Source organism: Sphingomonas aliaeris (assembly GCF_016743815.1).
GTDB classification, from domain to species: Bacteria; Pseudomonadota; Alphaproteobacteria; order Sphingomonadales; family Sphingomonadaceae; genus Sphingomonas; species Sphingomonas aliaeris.
In genome coordinates this window covers 310,844-328,900 of record NZ_CP061035.1, presented here as the reverse complement: position 1 = coordinate 328,900, position 18,057 = coordinate 310,844, and the positions used below count along the sequence as shown (strand labels likewise).

8 protein-coding genes and 3 pseudogenes are annotated in these 18,057 nt (G+C 65.2%); 7 read left to right on the top strand and 4 right to left on the bottom strand.

What is annotated here, in order from left to right; genetic code table 11:
• Nucleotides 1–4 precede the first annotated feature (4 nt).
• Nucleotides 5–1,411, bottom strand: a complete 1,407-nt coding sequence (locus H5J25_RS01370) for a glutamate ligase domain-containing protein (protein WP_202094011.1) — start codon at nucleotides 1,409–1,411, stop codon at nucleotides 5–7.
• 89 nt (nucleotides 1,412–1,500) lie between these two features.
• Here H5J25_RS01370 and H5J25_RS01365 point away from each other — a divergent pair, with 89 nt between their 5' ends.
• The 5 genes and pseudogenes from H5J25_RS01365 (at nucleotide 1,501) to H5J25_RS01345 (ending at nucleotide 8,739) form a co-directional block, all read left to right on the top strand.
• Entirely contained in the window at nucleotides 1,501–2,319 is an 819-nt protein-coding gene (locus H5J25_RS01365; RefSeq protein ID WP_202094010.1) for an LD-carboxypeptidase, read from the top strand.
• A 93-nt stretch (nucleotides 2,320–2,412) separates the two neighbouring features.
• The gene (locus tag H5J25_RS01360) at nucleotides 2,413–2,826 is read left to right on the top strand and encodes a hypothetical protein (protein ID WP_202094009.1); all 414 of its coding nucleotides are present in this window, start codon (nucleotides 2,413–2,415) and stop codon (nucleotides 2,824–2,826) included.
• 257 nt (nucleotides 2,827–3,083) lie between these two features.
• Nucleotides 3,084–5,068, top strand: a pseudogene (gene thrS / locus H5J25_RS01355) (threonine--tRNA ligase).
• Between the two features lie 96 nt (nucleotides 5,069–5,164).
• A complete protein-coding gene (gene infC / locus H5J25_RS01350; RefSeq protein WP_202094008.1) occupies nucleotides 5,165–5,689 on the top strand; it encodes a translation initiation factor IF-3 in 525 nt (174 codons plus the stop codon).
• A gap of 488 nt (nucleotides 5,690–6,177) precedes the next feature.
• Nucleotides 6,178–8,739, top strand: coding sequence for a TonB-dependent receptor (locus tag H5J25_RS01345; RefSeq protein WP_263973947.1), 2,562 nt, complete (start codon nucleotides 6,178–6,180; stop codon nucleotides 8,737–8,739).
• 283 nt (nucleotides 8,740–9,022) lie between these two features.
• Here H5J25_RS01345 and H5J25_RS01340 read toward each other — a convergent pair whose 3' ends face one another.
• Nucleotides 9,023–9,406: a VOC family protein gene (locus H5J25_RS01340; protein ID WP_202094006.1), complete on the bottom strand. Its 384-nt coding sequence runs from the start codon at nucleotides 9,404–9,406 to the stop codon at nucleotides 9,023–9,025.
• 13 nt (nucleotides 9,407–9,419) lie between these two features.
• A pseudogene (locus tag H5J25_RS01335) lies at nucleotides 9,420–12,177 on the bottom strand ([protein-PII] uridylyltransferase).
• Between the two features lie 134 nt (nucleotides 12,178–12,311).
• On the opposite strand from H5J25_RS01335, the gene H5J25_RS01330 reads away from it, so the two are divergent.
• Nucleotides 12,312–12,872: a glycine zipper 2TM domain-containing protein gene (locus tag H5J25_RS01330; RefSeq protein ID WP_202094005.1), complete on the top strand. Its 561-nt coding sequence runs from the start codon at nucleotides 12,312–12,314 to the stop codon at nucleotides 12,870–12,872.
• A gap of 43 nt (nucleotides 12,873–12,915) precedes the next feature.
• Here the strand turns inward: H5J25_RS01330 and mutS are convergent.
• Nucleotides 12,916–15,488, bottom strand: a pseudogene (gene mutS, locus H5J25_RS01325) (DNA mismatch repair protein MutS).
• Between the two features lie 160 nt (nucleotides 15,489–15,648).
• On the opposite strand from mutS, the gene H5J25_RS01320 reads away from it, so the two are divergent.
• On the top strand, nucleotides 15,649–17,907 hold the full coding sequence (locus tag H5J25_RS01320) for an NADP-dependent malic enzyme (RefSeq protein WP_202094001.1): 2,259 nt from the start codon (nucleotides 15,649–15,651) through the stop codon (nucleotides 17,905–17,907).
• The last annotated feature ends 150 nt before the right edge of the window (nucleotides 17,908–18,057 follow it).

Genomic DNA, 18,057 nt, shown 5'->3' with positions numbered 1-18,057 from the left:
AATGTCAGCCGTTTGCCACGGCCCCGACCTGCGCCAGCATGTCGGCCGCCAACAGGCTCAGCGTATCGTCGCGCGCGCCCATCACCACGATCCGGTCGCCGGCCCTCGCCTGCGCTGCGATATGCGCGGCGGCGGCGGCCCGCTCGGGGATATGCCGCGCCGTGCGCCCCGTTACCGCGATTTCGGCGATGATATCCGCGCTGGTCACGTCGCGCGATACGGTGCCGCCCTGATAGACCGGATCGGGCAAGACCAGCACGTCATCGGGCCCGAGCTTCGCCGCGAACATCTCGACCAGTTCGCGCCGCATCACCTTCAACGGCCCATATCCATGCGGCTGGAACAGGATCAGCAACCGCCCCGGAAAGGCATGCAGCGTGTCGAGCGTCGCGGCGATCTTGTCCGGATTATGCCCGAAATCGTCGATCACCGACACGCCGCTCCGTTCGCCGACCAGTTCGAACCGGCGCTTCAGCCCGCTAAACCCCTCGATCGCACGGATCGCGTCGTCCAGCGGCACCCCCGCGGCCTTGACCGCGCCGAGCGCTGCCAACGCATTCGACACGTTGTGCCGCCCCGGCACCGATAGCCGGACGGGATGGCGCACCCCGTCCACTACCAGGTCGAACGCGATCGCAAAGGGCTCGGGCACCAACCGATCCGCCCGCAGGTCGGCATCGTCATCGACCGCGAAGGTCACTATCCGGTCGCGCGGCATCGTCATCGCCAGCGCAGCGGATTCCGCATCGCCGATATTGACCACCGTCGTCACCGCCTTCGCCGCGAACGTGCCGAACAGGTCGCGCAGTTCCTCCAGCGACTTGTGGTCCAGGCTGATATTGTTCAGCACCGCGATCTTCGGCCGGTACAGCGCGATCGATCCGTCGCTTTCGTCCACCTCGCTGACGAACGCATCCCCGCCGCCGACCAATGCGCTGGCGAACGGCGCATCGGGCCGTGCGAAATTCTTCATCACCGCGCCGTTCATCACCGTCGGATCGCGTTCCAGCGCGTGGAGGATCCACCCGATCATCCCCGTTACGGTGGATTTGCCGCTCGTCCCCGCCACCCCGATCGGCTGCACGCTCGCGTTGAACAGGCTGCTGAGCAATTCGGCCCGCGACATACGCTCGGCCCCGACCCGCTCCGCCGCGACGATGTCCGCCACCGTCGCCTCGACCGCAGCCGATGCGACGACGATCTGGTCCGCGCTTGTGATACCGCTGCCGTCCTGCGGGAACAGCGCGACGCCCTTCGCCTTCAGATCGTCGAACTTCGCCGGCAGGCGTGCGGCGTCCAACGTCCGGTCCGACCCCGCGACGGTTGCGCCGCGTCCGGCCAGGATCATCGCCAACGGCATCATCCCGCTGCCGCCGACGCCCACGAAGAAGTAGGATTTGCCGTTCGCCATAGTCGCGCGCTATCGCGAGATTCAGTGAACGGGGCAAGGGGCGGCACCTCGCGCCATGTCCTCGCGCAATGTCAGGGCGGAACGTAGCAATGAAGATCGGTATCGTAGCTCCGGCCAAGGCGATCACGCAGCAGATCGCCGCTCGCGCCACCGCCTTCACCGCGATCGCCTATCCCGACGTCGATCTCGTCTTCCACCCGCAATGCTTCGCGACCGATGGCGGGCACTTCGCCGGGTCTGACGCGATGCGCGCCGCCGCATTCCTGGAATTCGCCAATGATGCTGCGTTCGGTGCGCTGTGGTTCGCGCGCGGCGGCTATGGATCGAACCGGATCCTCGAGGCGGTGATCCCCAATCTCGGCCCGGCCGCTGCCGCGAAAAGCTGGGTCGGCTATTCCGACATGGGGTTCCTGCTCGGCGCGCTCTACGCGCGGCGCATCGGCCGGCCGGCGCACGGCCCGATGGTCTCCGACATTCAACGGAGTGGCGGCGACGCGACGGTCACGCGCGCGCTCGGCTGGATACTGGGCCGCGATCCGCGCGGGCTGGAACCCAGTATCGGCAAGCACCCTGCCGCCGCCTTCAACCTGTCGATCCTCGCGGCGCTGATCGGATCGCAATGGCTGCCCGACCTGACCGATCACGTTCTGATGATCGAGGAGGTTTCCGAACCGCTCTATGCCGTCGATCGCATGCTGTTCACGATGGCGAATGCGATGCAGCTCAAAGGGATAGCCGGCGTTCGGCTCGGCCGCGTCAGCGATATCCAGCCCAACGATCCGCCATGGGGCGAGGCGCTGGAGGCGATGATCGTCCGCTGGTGCGCGGAAATGAAAGTCCCGTATCTGGGTCGCGCCGATATCGGGCATGACGCCGCGAACAAAGTCGTCCCGTTCGGCCATGTCTGAAAACGTTTCGTAAAGCCCGACCGCTTTTCACGAACAGCCGAAGTATTTCGTAAAACATTCTGCGTAAGTCAGTGAGCGAAAGGGGAATCCCGAGTGCGCCTGCTTCAGGACTATCTCGACCGAATCGAGGCTTCGATGGCCGGAGGCGACGAAATCCTGTCGCAACGCGATCCTGCGAAGGGCGATCGCGTAAAGGCGATGTGCACCGAAGCCGCCTTGCTGATCGGGTCGTACCATCTGTTCGTCCACCGCGAGATCTTCGAACCGATGATGGCCAGCGGCGACGATCGTGTCCGGAAACAGGTCTGCATCCTGAAGTCGGAATGCATCTCGCTGACCGAGGATCTTCGGGTCGGCGTGAAGGCCCTGGCAGCGCACGATGTCATCCTCGACTATGACGCCGTCCATGCGGGGGTCGAAGGGTTTAACGGCCGCGTGCGTCGGCACATCGTGGCGATCAAACAATTGCTCGCATCGCCCGATGGGGCCCTGCTGCTCGCGGCCTGATCCCGCTTCGTCGCCGCTGGTGAAACGCCCGGCGATGCGCTATATCACCGTCATGTCCAGCCGCTGCCCCGTGCCGACTACCACCACCCCGGTCTTCCGGGGGAGTTCGGCACGCGCGACTGAGGACGCACGGCCGAACGCTCCACCCGGGAACGGGTGAGAGACACGGCCGCTCCCATCCCGTTTCCTGACCGCTTCACTCCGGCCGCCTTCCGGTGCATAGGCGCCGCACTCGACAGGATTCTCGACCGATGAACATGTATTCGATCACGCTTCCAGACGGCTCCGTGCGGGAAGTCGCACCCGGATCGACCCCGGCGGACATTGCGGCGGCGATCGGCCCCGGTCTCGCAAAGGCCGCCATCGCGGCGCGCGTGGACGGCGAACTCCGCGACATCATGCGCCCCTTCGATGGCGACGCGCAGCTCGCTTTGGTTACCGCGAAGGACGAAAAGGACGCGCTGGAACTCGCGCGGCACGATTTCGCGCATGTCATGGCGGAGGCCGTGCAGCACCTTTTCCCCGGCACGCAGATCACGTTCGGTCCGGCGACCGACGACGGATTTTATTACGACTTCGCGCCAAAAGACCGCCCGTTCACCGACGAGGATCTTCCGGCGATCGAAGCGGAGATGCGCCGTATCATCGCGAAGAACGAACCGTTCGTGCGCGAGGTATGGAGCCGCGAACAACTGATCGAGACGTGGCGGACACAGGGCGAGACGTTCAAGGCCGAATGGGCGGCCGAGCTTCCGGATGGCGAGGAACTGACGATCTATCGCCAGGGCCAGTGGCTCGACATGTGCCGTGGCCCGCACATGGTCTCGACCGGCAAGCTCGCGTCCGATGCATTCAAGCTGACGCGCGTCTCCGGCGCCTATTGGCGCGGTGATCAGAACAATGCGATGCTCAGCCGCATCTACGGCACGGCGTGGCTCAACAAGAAGCAGCTCGACCAGCATCTCTTCCGGCTGGAAGAAGCGGCGAAGCGCGATCATCGCAAGATCGGGCAGGAAATGGACCTGTTCCATCTCCAGTCCGAAGCGCAAGGCTCTGTCTTCTGGCACCCCAAGGGCTTCCTGCTCTGGCGCCAGCTCGAGGCCTATATGCGGCGGCGTCTCGATGCCGCCGGCTATGTCGAGGTGAAGACGCCGCAATTGATGGACGCGCGTCAGTGGGAGCAATCCGGACACTGGGGCAAATATCGCGAGAACATGTTCGTCGTGCCGGACGAGATTCCGGGACGGAAGACGATGCGGCGATCTTCAGCGGCACCGCCGACCTGATGGCGCTCAAGCCGATGAACTGCCCCGCGCACGTCCTGATCTTCCGTCAGGGGATCAAATCGTATCGCGACCTGCCGATGCGCATGGCCGAATTCGGCTGCTGCCACCGCAACGAGCCGCACGGCGCGCTGCACGGCATCATGCGCGTCCGCCAGTTCACGCAGGACGATGCGCATATCTTCGTCCGCGAGGATCAGTTGATCGAGGAAGTGCAGAAGTTCTGCGAACTGCTCGACTCGGTCTACAAGGATCTGGGATTCGAGGATTACGCTGTGAAGCTCGCGCTGCGCCCCGACAAGCGCTTCGGCTCGGACGACATGTGGGACAAGGCGGAGGACGAACTGCGTCAGGCCGTTTTGCTCTCCAACCTCAGCGAACCGATCAAGGCGAAGTTCGAGGAACTGCCCGGCGAAGGCGCCTTCTATGCGCCGAAGCTGGAATTCCATCTGACCGACGCGATCGGCCGTACCTGGCAGGTCGGCACGATCCAATCCGATCGCGTCCTTCCCGACCGGCTCGACGCCTCCTATGTCGGTGCGGACGGCGAACGCCACCGCCCGGTAATGCTCCACCGCGCCATCCTAGGTACGTTCGAACGCTTTATCGGCATCCTGATCGAACATCATGCGGGGCGCTTCCCGCTCTGGCTGTCGCCGGTTCAAGCGGTCGTCGCGACGATCGTGTCGGACGCGGATGATTATGCGAACGAGGTCACGGAGAAGCTGCGTGCCGCCGGGCTGCGCGTGGAAACCGATCTCCGGAACGAGAAGATCAACTACAAGGTGCGCGAACACTCGCTGGCCAAGGTTCCCAATCTGCTCGTCGTTGGCAAGCGCGAAGCGGAGGAAGGCACCGTCGCCCTCCGCCAGTTGGGCAGCGAACGCCAGCAATTCCTTTCGCTCGACGACGCGATCGCGATGCTGGTCGAGGGCGCACGCGCGCCGGACCAGAAGTAAAGCGGAAGACGGTCGGCGGGAGCATCTTTCGCCGACCGGTAAAAACGCCTATATAAAGCTGTTGAAACTACAGGAGCTACACCTATCCGACCCCCTATGAACCGGCAGGCGCCGCCGATGAACGGCCCTCGCTTCAATGAATTCATCCAGTCGCCCAAAGTCCGCGTAATCGACGGGGACGGCGAAAATCTCGGCGTGATGTACACGCGCGAGGCTATGGAGCAGGCGCGCGAGGTCGGTCTCGACCTGGTCGAAGTGTCGCCCAACGCCGATCCGCCGGTCGCCAAGTTCCTCGATGTCGGCAAGTTCAAGTACGAGGCGCAGAAGAAGGCCAACCTCGCTCGCAAGAGCCAGAAGACGCAGGAGATCAAGGAGATCAAAATGCGTCCGAACATCGACGACCACGATTACGACACCAAGATGAAGAAGGTCGCCGAATTCATCGGTGACGGTGACAAGGTCAAGATCACGCTGCGGTTCCGCGGCCGCGAATTGTCGCACGGTCAGCTCGGCATGATTCTGCTCCAGCGCGTTCAGGCGGACGTCGCCGAAACGGCCAAGGTCGAAGCCTATCCGCGTATGGAAGGCCGTCAGATGCTGATGGTTCTCGCGCCCAAATAACTGCGCATCACAAAAAGTTACGTACGCCGCTGGCTGCAAAATCGACATTCGCGATTTTCCGCCGGCGGCAACGTCCTCCCCGTTTCCCTAGCGTCAGATGAGTTTACGGTTGCGTAAAGCGCAATCGCGATCCCCAAATTGTGCCCGATCCGGCCCGGAATGGCGGTTTTCCGCCGTTTCCGGGACTGGACGTTCGTGTCTGCGGCTCTATGAGGCCCGACCCTAACCGATAAAAAAATACAGGAGAGGTCGCTTATGCGTAAGTCCGCGTTGCTATTGTCCGTCGCCACCCTTGCGGTCGCCGTCCCCGCCTTCGCGCAGGATGCCCCCCCGGCCAGGCCCCGGCGAACCAGAACACGACCAGCTCTGCGGCATCGCCCCAGTCCCCGACCGAAGCCGGCGCGACCGACGACACCGCCGCGGCACAAAGCAACGATGCCGGCGAGATCATCGTCACCGCAACCCGCCGCAGCGAACGCCTGTCGGACGTGCCGATCGCCGTTTCCGCCGTCGGCCAGGCCGCACTCCAGAATTCCGGTGCCACCGACATCCGTCAGCTGGCGCAGCTCGCCCCATCGCTGCAGGTCTCCTCGACCGGCAGCGAAGCCAACGCCTCGGCCCGCATCCGCGGCATCGGCACCGTCGGCGACAATCCCGGCCTCGAAAGCTCGGTCGCGACCTTCATCGACGGCGTCTATCGCAGCCGCACCGGCGCGGGCCTGAACGACCTGGGCGAAGTCGATCGCATCGAAGTCCTGCGCGGCCCACAGGGCACGCTGTCGGGCCGCAACGCGTCCGCCGGCACGATCAGCGTCATCACCAAGCAGCCTGAATTCGACTTCGGCGGCTATGGCGAGGCGACCTACGGCAATTACAACAACATCCGCATTGCCGGCGCGCTGACCGGCCCGATCATCGCCAACACGCTCGCCTTCCGGGTGGACGGCGTCTACGGCAAGCGCGACGGCTTCTATTATGACACCGTCAACGACACCGACTATAACGATCGCAACCGCTATTTCGTTCGCGGCCAGTTGCTGTTCGAACCCTCGTCGGACCTCAAGATCCGCCTGATCGGCGACTATACCCGCCGTAACGAAAAGTGCTGCGGCGCCGTCTATGTCGATACGCGCGAGAAGTTCGATGCAACGCCGGGCGTCGCGGGCGACTATGCGATCGCCGGTTCGAACCGCATCGTCGACGTCATGACCAGCCTCGGCGCGGTCTTCCCGAGCGCGGGCGATCCCTATAACCGCCGCATCGCCAACACGCGTGGCCAGGCCTATGCCAACGTCACGAAAGATTACGGCGCGTCGGCGCAGATCGACTGGAACCTAGGCGGCGCGGCTCTGACCTCGATCACCGCCTACCGCGAATACAAATCGGGCGGCGCGTCCGACATCGATTACGGCAATCTCGACATCGGTTACCGTCCGGCGGACGGCAACAGCTACCGCCAGTTCCACACGTTCAGCCAGGAACTGCGCCTGAACGGCGAAGCGTTCGGCGGCAAGCTCAACTGGCTCGTCGGCGGTTACTATTCGAAGGAAGACGTCACCGTCGTCGACAACCTCAAGTTCGGCAGCCAGTACGGCGCGTTCGCCGCCTGCCGCATCGTCGCGACGATTAGCCCCGCGGCCGCGCTGCGCAGCCCGACCGCCGCCGGCTGCCTCAGCCCGACGGGTCGCGCCGTACTGTCCGGCCTCGTCCCCGGCACGACGCCTGCATTCGGCGACGCGACGCCGCTCGTACTGCAAGGCATCGATCGCCTGTCGACGCTCAACAATCTCGGCGACACCCGTTCGGCCTACTATCAAGACAGCCAGAACTTCGCCGTCTTCACCCACAACGTGTTCAAGCTGACAGAACGGCTCAGCCTGACCGGTGGCCTGCGCTACACGCGGGAGAAGAAGGACTTCCACGCCGACATCAATAACAACAACACCGTCTGCCCGGCGCAGCAGGCAGCGCTTGGTCCGTTGCTCGCAAGCCCTGCGTTGCAGCAGCTCGTCGGCGGCATCATCACGCTGACCTGCACCGGCAACTCGACCGCCAATCTCACCGGCGTTCCGCTGCGCGACAAGCTGAAGGAAGGCGAATTCACCGGCACCGGCGTCCTGTCGTGGAAGCCGATCGACGATCTGCTGACCTATGCCAGCTATTCGCGCGGTTATAAGGCGGGCGGCTACAATCTCGATCGCTCGGATCTCACCCAGAACGTCTTCTCGACGCCGACCTCGGCCAGCGCCGCACGCCTCCGCTTCGATCCGGAGACGGTCGACGCCTTCGAAATCGGCTTCAAGTACAAGTCGCGCAAGTTCTCGCTCAACGTCGCCGGTTTCCGTCAGCAGTTCAGCAACTTCCAGCTGAACACGTTCAACGGCACCAACTATGTCGTGCAGAATATCGGGTCGTGCGAGAACAACCTGAACGGCGGCGATACCGACAACATCCTGGCCACCGGCGCCTGCACCGGCAAGGTGAAGTATGGCGTCGTCTCGCAAGGCGTCGAACTCGAAGCCGGCTTCTACCCGGCCCGCAACTTCGCGGTGAACCTCGGCTACACGTTCGCCGACACGAAGTACCGCCGCAACCTCGTCGGCAGCGAATCCGGCGAGGCGCTTGATCCCGCGCTCTTCCTGCTCGCCGGCCAGCAGATGTCGAACGCGCCGCGCAACGTCGTGACGATGTCGACCAGCTGGTCGCCGGAGATCGGCTCGTCCGGTATGACCGCCCTGTTCTACGTCGATGGCCGCATGACCAGCGACTACAACACCGGTTCCGACCTGTTCGCGGAAAAAGCACAGGACGGCTTCTTCCTGATGAACGCGCGCGTCGGCCTGCGTGAACAGGATCAGAAGTGGAGCATCGAACTCTGGTCGCAGAACCTGCTCAACACCAAGTATCAGCAGGTCGCCTTCAACGCCCCGTTCCAGGGCGCCGGCTCGATCGACAGCGTTCGTAACTTCGGCGGCACCGGCAACCAGGTGTTCATGGCGTTCCTCGGCGAACCCCGCACCTACGGCATCACGCTGCGCTCGCGCTTCTGATCCGAAACATCAGTTAAGGCAGCGGTCCGTCCCTCTTCCGGGGGGCGGGCCGTTGTCGTTCGGGGGGGCCGTGGACTTTCTGCCACCCGTTCGTCCTGAGCCCGTCGAAGGACATGCCCCGAACCCGCCGACACCACCGACACAACCTCCGTTCGTTTCGAGCGAAGTCGAGAAACAGGCCGCGGGCGTAAGGCGAGTTTCTCGACTTCGCTCGAAACGAACGGGAGCGAGCCGGGGGATGGAGGACGGATGATACGGTACGGACACAGACCCGGCCCGCGCTTCAGCGAACAGGCGGTTCCCACAATTCGATCGCATTCCCCTCGGGGTCGTGAATACGCGCGAATTGTCCGGTGGAGGGATCGTTCCACTCCGGCTTCGTGATCACCGCCACCCCCGCCGCGTTCAACTGCTCCAGCAGCGAATCCAGATCCTGAACGCGAAGGTTCAGCATGAACTGCTTGTCGGCCGCGAAATAATCCGTGTCCGCCTTGAACGGCGCGAACACCACCGGCCCGCCTTCCGCCGCCCAGGACCATTCGTCCGGCGTCGCGCCCTCGGCGGAAACGCATCCCGCGCCGATCCCCAGATGCTCGCGGTACCAGCCGGACAGCGCGTCCGGGTCCTTCGCACGAAAGAACAGGCCACCAATTCCCAGTACCGGCATCGCGACTCTCCTGTCAGGCGGGCTCCATCATATCGACGCCAGCCGCCGCGTCGAGCAGACGCTTTTCCAGCGTCTTCAAACGACTGCCGCTGGAAATCTTGTCGCCCGTCAGGTCGGTCAAATAGAATGTGTCGACCGCGCGCTCGCCATACGTCGCGACATGCGACGAATGGATCGTCACCTTCGACTGGAACAGGGTATGCGCCAGTTGATGCAGCAACGCGGGCCGGTCGCGCGCATTCACCTCGACGACGGTGAAGCGGTTCGATGCCTTGTTGTCGATCAGCACGTTCGGCGCGATCCGGAATGCCTCGGCGCGTGGGCGCGGCAGCGGCTTGGCCTTCAGCCGGTCGCTCAGCCGTCCGCGATTGGCCAGCGCATCCGCAATCCCCGTCTTCAACCGCGCCAGCTGGCCTTCGTCGTCGAACGGCCGTCCGAACGGATCCTGGACGAGGAAATTGTCCAGCGCCATGCCGTCGCGCGTCGTGTGGATGCGCGCGTCGATGATGTTGCCGCCGGCCGCATGGATCGCACCGGCGATACGGTAGAACAGACCCGGATGATCCGCGGCATAGACCGTCACCAGCGTGGCCCCGCGTTCCGGATAGACCTGCGCCGCGATCGACAGTTGCGCCCCCTTTCCGCTGGCGCCCGCCTCCGCGACGAACTGCGCATTGCGGACCAGCACGTCCTCCGGCTCCGCAACCCAATAGGGTTCGGGCAGGCGCCGGACGAACGCCGCAAACGCCGCTTCATCCCATCCCAGCGCCGCCCGGAGAGATTCCTGCTTGGCGGCGACGCGCTCGCTCCGGCCCTTCTGCTTGTGCCCCAGCCGCAGAACTTCCTCGGCGCCTTCGTACAGGTCGGACAGCAATTGCCGTTTCCATCCGTTCCACACCCCCGGTCCGACCGCGCGGATATCCACTACGGTCAATGCCAGCAGCAACCGCAGCCGCTCCGGGCTCTGCACCACCTCGCAGAAATCCAGGATCGTCTTGAAATCCGACAGGTCGCGCTTGAATGCGGTGGCGGACATCAGCAGGTGATGGCGCACCAGCCACATCACCGTCTCCGTTTCCGCCGGGGTGCAGCCGAAACGCGGACACAGGCGTCTGGCGACCTCGGCCCCCAGGATCGAATGATCGCCGCCGCGTCCCTTGGCGATATCGTGCAGCAGCACTGCGACGTACAGCGCGCGCCGCGACACGATCTGCGGCAGTATCGCCGTCACCAATGGATGATCGTCGGGCAACGTCCCGTGCTCGATCTTGCTGAGCAGTCCGATCGCGCGGATCGTATGCTCGTCCACCGTGTAATGGTGGTACATGTCGAATTGCATCTGCGCCACGACGCGGCCGAAATCGGGGATGAACCGCCCGATGACGCCCGCCTCGTTCATCCAGCGCAGCACCGTTTCCGGGTCGCGCGGCGATGTCAGCACGCCCAGGAACAGGGCGTTTGCTTCCGGATCTTTGCGCAGATCGTCCGCCAGCTTGGCGTCCCCGCGCCGCCGCCCGCATCGCCAGAGGGTGTATCTCCAGCCCATGCTTGTCGGCCAGAGCGAACAGTTCGATCAGCCGTACCGGTTTCTGAATCAGGAAATCGTCGGACGGCAGCGCCAGGCGCCCGCGATCCAACCGGAACCCGTTCAAGCGGCTCGGGCTGCGCTTCAGCGTCGGCAATCCGAAGCGTCGCCCGCGCGCGGCGAACTTCTCGTCCAGATGCGCCAGGAACACGCCCGTCAAATTGCCGACCGTCTTCACCTGCAGGAAATAGTATTGCATGAATCGCTCGACGCTGGACTTGCCCGGGCGATCGGCGAACCGCATCCGCTGGGCGATGTCGCGCTGCATGTCGAACGTCAGCCGGTCTTCGGCGCGGTGCGCGATGCTGTGCAGATGGCACCGCACCGCCCACAGGAAATTGTCTGCGCGGTGGAACTGGCGATATTCGTCCGCGCTTAGCAACCCCGCCTCGACCAGTTGCGCGGCGCGCTGCACGTTGTGGGCATATTTGCCGATCCAGAACAGGGTATGCAGGTCGCGCAGCCCGCCCTTGCCCTCTTTCACATTGGGTTCGACGACATAGCGCGTGTCACCCATCTTGCGGTGGCGCACGTCGCGTTCGACCAGTTTGTCGGCGACGAAGCCGCGCGTATCCGTCTGGACCTCCGCCTTGAAGCGGCGCGACGCCTCTTCGTACAATTGGTCGTCGCCCCAGACGTAGCGCGCCTCCAGCAATGCGGTGCGGATCGTGATGTCGCTTTTCGCCTGCCTCACCATCTCGTCGATCGAACGGCTGCTATGCCCGACCTTCAATCCCAGGTCCCACAGCGTGTAGAGCATCGTCTCGATCACCTGCTCGGCCCAGCCGGTCTGCTTCCAAGGAGTCAGGAAGCCGATGTCGAGATCGGAATACGGCGCCATCTCGCCGCGCCCATAGCCACCGACCGCGATCAGCGTCAGCCGCTCGCCCGCGGTCGCATTCCCGACCGGGTACAGACGCTGCACGACGAAATCGTAGATCAGCCGCAGCAACTGATCGGTCAGAAACGCCTGTGACGCCGCCGACTCCAGCCCACGCGACGGATGTTCGATCAGCCGCCGCTCGATTTCGATCCGTCCGGTTTCCAGCGCCGCCTTCAGCACCGGCACCGTGGCAAGACGTAACCCGACCTTGTCGTCGCCCTGCACTTCGGCCAGCGCATCGGCGACCGCGCGACGATCGATGATCGCACGGCGGTTGGGCAAGCTATCGAAACGACCGGACATACCACTCCTGTTAAGCGACCCGAGGCGGCCCGTCACCTGCCGCGATGTTGCAGCGAACGTTCATCCGGCGCGGTGCAGGAACGAACTATGGAAGATGATTGTTTTTATCTCGTAACGACCCCGGAGAGATTCTGATGAACCGCCTGATCGCCGCCGCCGTCCTCGGCGCAAGCATGCTCGCCGCCGCCCCGCTCGCCGCGCAAACCGCGCAGGAAACCGCCCGCTTCACTGCCGCGCAGGATCGCATGGCGAACGAGCTGCAGGTGTTCCGTGCCGAATCCGACCGATATCGCGCCGCCGTAGCGCGTCGTCCGGGCGGCTATCAGCAGCAGCAATATAATGATCCGCGTTACGATGATCGCCAGTATGACGACCGCAACGTCGACAATGGCGGCTATCGCCGTGCGGACGACATCTATTACGATCCGACGCCCGACTATCGCAGCGGCAATTATCAGGAACGGACGCTCGCCACCGACGAACGCGTCTATCGCGGCACCGACGGCCGTTATTATTGCAAGCGCAACGACGGCACGACCGGCCTGATCGTCGGCGCGGCGGGCGGCGCGTTGCTCGGCAACGTCATCGACGGTGGCCGCTCGCGCATCGTTGGCACGCTGCTTGGCGGCGCGGCGGGCGCGCTGGCGGGCAAGTCGATCGACCAGAACAGCGGCAACCAGGTCCGCTGCCGCTGAACTTGAACTAGGGATCGGGGGGCGGTTCATGCCGCCTCCCGCCTCATTCCCGCGCCAGCGCCTTCAACCGGTACAGGACATCCAGCGCCTCGCGCGGGGTGAGCGCGTCCACGTCGATCGCCTCGACCTCGGCGCGGATCGCATCGCATTGCTCCTCCACCGCCTCGGCCATCGCGGCGAACAGCGGCAGGTCGTCCAGCCCCGCCGCCAGCCCGCCGGTCTTCGCCCGACCCGCCTCCAGCTTGGCCAGCACCGCCTTTGCCCGCGCGATCGTCACCGGCGGCAGCCCGGCAAGCCGCGCCACCGCTAGCCCGTAGCTGCGATCCGCCGGCCCCTCCGACACTTCGTGCAGCAGGACCAGCTCCCCCTTCCACTCGCGCGCGCGCACATGATGCAGCGTCAGCGCGTCGCACCGTTCCGCCAGCCGTGTCAGTTCGTGATAGTGCGTCGCGAACAGGCACCGGCAGCGATTGTCCTCGTGGATCGCCTCCACCACCGCCCAGGCGATCGCTAGCCCGTCATAGGTCGACGTGCCCCGCCCCACTTCGTCCAGGATGACGAACGAACGCGGCGTCGCCTGCGCCAGGATCGCCGCGGTCTCGACCATCTCGACCATAAAGGTCGATCGACCGCGCGCCAGATTGTCCGATGCGCCCACCCGGCTGAACAACCGGTCGACCAGCCCCAGGGTCGCCGACGTCGCGGGCACGTAGCTGCCCGCCTGCGCCAGTACCGCGATCAACGCATTCTGCCGCAGGAACGTGGATTTGCCGCCCATGTTCGGCCCGGTCACCAGCCACAAACGCGAGTCCTCCGACAGCGTGCAATCGTTCGCAACAAAGCGCTCGGCACGCTTCGCCAGCGCATCCTCGACCACCGGATGCCGCCCGCCGACGATCTCGAAACAGGCATGATCGACCAAAGCTGGCCGCGCCCAGCCCCCTCCACCGCGCGTTCCGCCAGTCCCGCGGCGACATCCAGCCGGGCCAGCGCGTCCGCCGTCGCGGCGATCGCCTCCCGCCCCTCCAGCGCCGCGGCGGTCAGATCCTCCAGATGCGCCGCTTCCGCTGCCAGCGCATGCGCCCCCGCCTGCGTGACCTTCTGTGCCACGTCGTGCAGGTCGGGCGCATTGAAGCGCACCGCCCCGGCCATCGTCTGGCGATGCGTGAAGCCGCTGTCCGGCTTCATCAGCGTATCGGCATTTTTCGCCGCCACCTCGATATGATAGCCGAGCACGCCGTTATGCTTGATCTTCAGCGCGGCGATACCGGTGCGCGCGCGATACTCCGCCTCCAGCGCCGCGATCGCACGCCGCCCGCCGGCGCCCGCATCGCGCAGATCGTCCAGCGCCGCGTCATAGCCCGCCGCGATATAGCCGCCCTGCGCCGCATCGATCGGCGGCGACGGCACCAGCGCCCGCGTCAGCAGGTCGATCAGCGCCCCGTGCCCGCGCAGTTGCGGCGCCAGCGCGGTCAGCAGCACGGGCGGCGTCGCGATCCCGTCCAGCCGCTCGCCCAGCCGCCACGCGCCGTCCAGCCCGTCGCGCAATTGCCCGAGATCGCGCGGACTGCCTCGCCCCGCCGCCAGCCGCCCCAGCGCACGCCCGATATCCGCCAGCCCGCGCAGCGTAGTGCGCAGCGTATCGCGCAGATGCCCATCCTCGGCGAGCAGTTGCACGAGATCCAGTCGCGCCTCGATTCCCTCGCGTGCCATCAGCGGCGCGCCGATGTCCGCCGCCAGCAACCGCGCACCGCCGCCCGTCACCGTGCGGTCGATCGCATCCAGCAGACTGCCCTTGCGCGCACCTGTCGCAGTTTGCGTCAGCTCCAGGCTTTCCCGCGTCGCCGCATCGATCGCCATCGCCTGGGTCGCATGCGCGATGCGCGGCGGGCGCAGGAACGGCAGCGATCCCTTGGCAGTATGCTCCAGATATCCGATCAGCCCGCCCGCCGCCGCCAGCGCGGCACGGCTGAACTGCCCGAACCCGTCCAACGTCGCCACGCCGTAAAGACCCTTGATCCGCCGTTCTGCCGCCCCGCTGTCGAAATCCACTTTCGGCCGCAGCATCGTCGCCGCCTCGCCGAACGCGCTCGCCTCCGACGCGATCGTCTCGGCCGGCGACAATCGCGCCAGTTCCGCGCCCAGCCCGCTCGCGCTGCATTCGATCAGTTCGAACCGCCCGGTCGAGACATCGGCGGCGGCGATCGCAACTCCGCCCGCCGCCTCGCCCACCGCAACGCACCAGTTCGCCGCCCGCGCATCCAGCAGCGCCTCTTCGGTCAGCGTGCCTGCGGTCACCACGCGGATGATCGCGCGGCCGACCAAAGTCTTGCCGCTGCGCTTCTTCGCTTCCGCCGGGCTTTCGATCTGCTCGGCGATCGCGACGCGGTGCCCCGCCTTGATCAGCCGCGCCAGATATCCTTCGGCCGAATGTACCGGCACGCCGCACATCGGGATCGGCACGCCGTCATGCTCGCCGCGCGCGGTCAGCGCGATGTCCAGACACGCGGCGGCGATCTTCGCATCCTCGAAAAACATCTCGAAGAAATCGCCCATCCTGTAGAAAAGCAGGCAATCTTCCGCTTCCGCCTTCAGCGACAGATATTGCGCCATCATCGGCGTCGGGGCCGAAGGAGTCGAAGTGGGGGACATCGGCTCCGGTTACGGCGCGCGCTTCCATCCCGCAATGGCCCCCGTTCCGGCCCGGACACGCCGTAAGGCGGTTCCATTCTCGGCGTTGGAAACCTAAAGAGGGGCCGAGCCGGGAAGGAAGCGAATGTCCGACGATACGAACCTGCAATTCTCCGAGCGCGAGGCGCTGCTGTTCCATTCGGAAGGCCGCCCGGGCAAGATCGAGATCATCGCTTCCAAGCCGATGGCCACGCAGCGCGATCTGGCGCTGGCCTATTCCCCCGGCGTCGCCGTGCCGGTGCAGGCCATCGCCGACGACCCCGCGACCGCCTATGACTATACCGCGAAGGGCAATCTCGTCGCGGTGATCTCGAACGGCACCGCGATCCTCGGCATGGGCAATCTCGGCGCGCTCGCCTCCAAGCCGGTGATGGAGGGCAAGGCCGTCCTGTTCAAACGCTTCGCCGACGTCGACTCGATCGATATCGAATTGAAGAGCGAGGATGTGGACCGCCTGATCGATGCGATCGAATTGATGGAGCCGACCTTCGGCGGCATCAATCTGGAAGATATCAAGGCGCCGGAATGCTTCATCATCGAGCAAGCCTTGCGCGAACGCATGAACATCCCCGTCTTCCATGACGACCAGCACGGCACCGCGATCATCACCGCCGCCGGGTTGATCAACGCCTGCCTGCTCACCGGGCGCGAGCTGAAGGATATCAAGGTCGCGGTGAACGGCGCCGGTGCCGCCGCGATCGCCTGCACCGAACTCATGAAGGCGATGGGTGTCAGCCACGACAACGTCATCATGTGCGACCGCACGGGCGTGATCTATCAGGGTCGTGAGGACGTCAATCAGTGGCAGTCCGCGCACGCCGCGAAGACGAGCCGCCGGACGCTGCAGGAGGCGCTGGACGGCGCCGACGTGTTCCTCGGCCTGTCCGCAGCCGGCGCGCTCAAGCCGGAAATGGTCAAGCACATGGCCCCCGCCCCGATCATCTTCGCGATGGCCAATCCGGAACCCGAAATCCGCCCCGAACTCGCCAAGGCGGCGCGCCCCGACGCGATCGTCGCGACGGGACGGTCGGATTATCCGAACCAGGTCAACAACGTGCTCTGCTTCCCGTTCATGTTCCGCGGCGCGCTGGATGTCCGCGCGACGCAGATCAACGATGCGATGAAGATCGCCGCCGCCAACGCCATCGCCGCTCTGGCGCGCGAACAGGTGCCGGAGGAAGTCGCGATCGCTTATGGCGTCCGGCACCAGTTCGGCCCCGAATACATCATCCCGGCGCCGTTCGACCCGCGCCTGATGGAGATCGTGCCGAGCGCGGTCGCGCAGGCGGCGATGGATTCGGGCATGGCGACCAAGCCGATCCTCGACATGGACGCGTACCGCACCGCGCTGCGCGCCCGGATGAACCCGACCACCTCGGTGTTGAGCCTCGCCTATGAAGGCGCACGCGCGCATCCCAAGCGCGTATTGTTCGCGGAGGGCGAGGAGGAAGTCGTGCTGCGCGCCGCGATCGCGTTCAAGGACGGCGGCTACGGCACGCCGGTGCTGGTCGGTCGCGACGACGTGCCCGAACGGCTCAAGGCGCTCGGCGTATCGGACCCGAGCCAATACGAACTGCACAACAGCCGCAATTCGCCGCTCGTGCCGCAGATGGTCGATTTCCTGTACAAGCGGTTGCAACGCCGCGGCTATCTGCGTCGCGATTGCGAACGGATGATCAACCAGGATCGCAACATCTTCGGCGCGGTCCTGCTCCAGCTCGGCCATGCCGACGCGATGATCACCGGTATCACTCGCACCTATGCGCACACGATGCGCGAGGTCCGCCGCGTGATCGATCCGGAGGCGGGGCGGATCCCGTTCGGCATCCACCTGATGGTCGGCCAGACGCACACCGTGTTCATGGCCGACACGACGATCAACGAGCGCCCGAGCGCGGAGGAACTCGCCGACATCGCCGAACAGACCGCCGCCGTCGCCCGCCGCATGGGCCACGAACCGCGCGTCGCGTTCCTCAGCTATTCCACCTTCGGCAACCCCGAAGGCCATTGGCTGGAAAACATCCGTGCCGCCGTCGCGGTGCTCGACGCACGTCAGGTCAGCTTCGAATATGAAGGCGAAATGGCCCCCGACGTCGCGCTCAACCCGAAACAGCTTGCGAACTACCCCTTCGCGCGCCTGTCCGGCCCGGCCAACGTGCTGATCATGCCCGGCCTGCAAAGCGCCAACATCTCCGCCAAGCTGCTCCGCGAACTCGGTGGCGACGCGATGATCGGCCCGATGCTGATCGGCATGGAAAAACCCGTCCAGATCGCCCCGATGACCTCGACCGCCAGCGAACTGGTCACGCTCGCGGTGCTGGCGGCAGGGGGCATCGCCCGCTGACGCCGGGTGCGATCATCGCGAGATGACATGAGGCCGAACAAAACTGACCGTTCGCCCTGAGTTTATCGAAGCGGGGGCCCAGCGACGGCCGCGCCCCCACCCCCCGTTCTTTTCGAGCGAAGTCGAGAAACAGACCCACCACAATAGACC

Bases quoted from the DNA above. Each gene is read 5' to 3' on its own strand.
- H5J25_RS01370 (WP_202094011.1), bottom strand. From the start codon at position 1,411: ATGGCGAACGGCAAATCCTACTTCTTCGTGGGCGTCGGCGGCAGCGGG.
- H5J25_RS01365 (WP_202094010.1), top strand. From the start codon at position 1,501: ATGAAGATCGGTATCGTAGCTCCGGCCAAGGCGATCACGCAGCAGATC.
- infC (WP_202094008.1), top strand. From the start codon at position 5,165: ATGAACCGGCAGGCGCCGCCGATGAACGGCCCTCGCTTCAATGAATTC.
- H5J25_RS01340 (WP_202094006.1), bottom strand. From the start codon at position 9,406: ATGCCGGTACTGGGAATTGGTGGCCTGTTCTTTCGTGCGAAGGACCCG.
- H5J25_RS01330 (WP_202094005.1), top strand. From the start codon at position 12,312: ATGAACCGCCTGATCGCCGCCGCCGTCCTCGGCGCAAGCATGCTCGCC.
- H5J25_RS01320 (WP_202094001.1), top strand. From the start codon at position 15,649: ATGTCCGACGATACGAACCTGCAATTCTCCGAGCGCGAGGCGCTGCTG.